The sequence below is a fragment of the Ruminococcus sp. genome (genome assembly GCF_017650195.1).
Taxonomy (GTDB): Bacteria; Bacillota; Clostridia; order Oscillospirales; family Ruminococcaceae; genus Ruminococcus.
In genome coordinates this window covers 1-2,858 of sequence record NZ_JAGCFH010000056.1, presented here as the reverse complement: position 1 = coordinate 2,858, position 2,858 = coordinate 1, and the positions used below count along the sequence as shown (strand labels likewise).

Here is a 2,858-nt window from a genome sequence, read left to right as displayed (position 1 = left end):
TCAAGGAAACGGCGGTAGCTACTTGCACCGTTATCCATATTAAACTCCTTTCGCAGTCGCATTTTCTGCTCCCGTTTTGGTTTAGTGATATGTCTCTTCATATATAAGTCGTAAAAAACATTGAAATGTCTCACCTTAATTATAAATTTTCCTAAAAAATATTTCAACATATATTTTCTGAATTTTTTTCAAAAAAGGGTGAGACAAAATGCGTTTTTTTACGACTTATTAGTGAAAGCAAAAATGCTTCTTCCTTTACCGATAATATGAGGAGGTTTTACTATGGAAAAAAAGATAATGGCAATTATAGCAGCTGCAGCTATGATATGCGGCGTAAATACCGCACTTCCCGTAAACGCAGAAAGTCCGGCTATCGTTGAAACGGCAGCTAAGTCATTTAGTTACAAGGGCATGACCTTTGACGAAGCTATTAAGGACATCTCAGGAAATTACATATGGCTTAGTGGCAGCAAGGAGCGATTAACTCCCGACTGGAAATACAACCGTACTCTTCTGACACTTGATGAAAACAGCAAAATCCATATAATAGATGCTACATATGTGGCTACAGCAATAAAAATGGAAGCAGGAAAGGTTCTTCCTTATGACGATATCAAGGCAGCTGTAGAGGCTGAACGACTGATAATGCCTATCTTCCGCAAAAACGGCAACGAATACGAGATAATCAGCGCAGAGTCAAGAGAGGCTTATGACTATACTCTTGAGCTTATAAAGGCTTGTCCCGAGGTAACTGCCATAGATATGCATTACAAGCTCTATGAGGATACTGCAAATCATGTAGGTATGTACTGTGGGTACTACAGCGGCGATATGACGGCTGATGAATTCACAGAAAAATATCCCGACTTCACCGCAGAAAAGAGCGATGTAGAAGGAAAGCTTTATTTTACATATAATGGCAATAACATTTATAATCGCAAGGACAATAATCTTTATGAGACCATGAAGAATATTCAGGATAACGGCGACAAATTTGAATTCATGTGGACGAAGACAGCGTTGGCACTCCTTAATCCAGTAATATATTATTGCAACGAGCCTGTAATTATTGACGGTACTATGGGAGATGCAAATATTGACGGATATGTTGATCTTTCCGACTCCGTTATGATAATGCAGTCACTGGCAAATCCCGATAAATACGGCATCACCGCAGACGGCGGCATAACTGCACAGGGAAAGGTGAACGGCGACACTGACGGCAACGGGCTCACAAACAATGATGCAAGAGAGATACAGATGAGCCTTTTAGGACTCGGAAGTGTGCCTATTCCACAGAAGGACGATGATATCACCCTCGTAAACTACGATTATGTTGATTTTACAGAAGAGGATAATAACTTCATTCTAAACTTCAATGATAAAGAATACTATAACTCAGGAGCTACTGTAGGTCTTGATGCAATAGGCAATGAAATAGACGAATATGAGGTTCTTGACCGTGACAAGAATAGCGGCGGTACAGCAGATGTGTTCGCTTTGGCTGATGTTTCATCTGAGTTTGCAGTTGCAGTAAAATACAACGGAAGCAATAACTACCATGTATACCGCAATATGTGGTATCAGCCTAAGACTGTCGGACAGCTTATTGATGACTATAATCTTGAAAAATACCTGAATATCTACAATGTTGTCTATAACGGCTATAAGCCTGAACACATAAGCGAAAAGTATCTTGCTGACAAGGAATATATCTGGAATACCCTTTTCGGCAACCGAGACCTTGAAACATCGGGCTCAAATGATGATGCTATCTTCAGTATCTCACAGATAGACCGCAAGGATAGATACTGCGAGCTTGAAGTGATCTGTTCATTGCCTGTATTCGGCAGAAACAGCTTCGCACTCAAGGTATATATGAATGGTATGGTTTGGACAAATATGGTCGAATGTGGAACACACTTCTACATAGGCGAAGAAAAAGCAATGGAGCTTATTGAAAAATACTCTCCAAAGAGCTGATATTCTATCCTAAATAGAACTGACATTGATGTTTACGGGCATTTGCTATGTCTATTTACCACTCTGCCGATTAGGCAAAGACTTACCGAATTCAACTTGACTTTATCATGCCTTAGAGTATGACTTAGCCTGTATATAGAAGATAGGAATACTTTCTCAAGATAATGTTGAAAGTTTTTCAAGCGAGGAGTATAATAATTAAATATTTTTAAAGCATTGATTTTAAAGCGAATATATAGTATTATTAAAGTGACAAAGAGTCCGTGAAAAAACTTCAGATTTGGGTGCTACAAAGCAGTACTTTTTCCGTCTAAGTAGTAAAGGATATAACAACGCCCGTTCATCATATAAAGGAGTTGATTTTATGAAAAAAGTTGTTGGTATATTACTTACTGCTACCATGCTGACGGGCAATGCTACAATGCCCTTTACAGCTGTAGCTGCCGATGCAGCGGCTGATGAAGTAAAAAATACCGCTACCAGTGAAACATACTGCAAAAACATGGAGATAGACGAACTCTATAATCTGCCAAATAAACCATTGACCGTGGATATACACGATTACGAGGACTTTACTCTGGAGCAGGTACTTACAAAGATCTGCGGCGGTGAATACGCAGGAGTCTCATCATATGGAGATTATTATATACATCAAGGTTCTGAACGCTGTTTTTTCATTGATAAAAGCGGTAAGATACATTTTCTCCATATTCTGTATCCCGAGATAGTTTTAAAGCTGAAAGAGGGCGCGGATATCCCTGCGACAGATATCAGGGAAGCTCTCGCGGATAAGGGCTTCAGGGACGTAGCCTGGAGCATCAGCGAGGACAGAAGGATCTTCCGCGTATACGGCTGCAAATCAAAATCAGAGTTTG

General features: G+C 39.8%; 2 protein-coding genes. Both read left to right on the top strand.

What is annotated here, in order from left to right; translation table 11 throughout:
• Positions 1-282 precede the first annotated feature (282 nt).
• Complete coding sequence (locus J6U00_RS15145) at positions 283-1,983, top strand: hypothetical protein (protein WP_365717857.1); 1,701 nt, start codon at positions 283-285, stop codon at positions 1,981-1,983.
• A 364-nt stretch (positions 1,984-2,347) separates the two neighbouring features.
• Positions 2,348-2,858, top strand: a 511-nt coding sequence (locus J6U00_RS02510; protein ID WP_296578414.1) for a hypothetical protein, incomplete at its 3' end; no start/stop codon positions are given.

Coding starts and splice junctions, on each gene's coding strand:
- J6U00_RS15145 (WP_365717857.1), top strand. CDS start 283: ATGGAAAAAAAGATAATGGCAATTATAGCAGCTGCAGCTATGATATGC.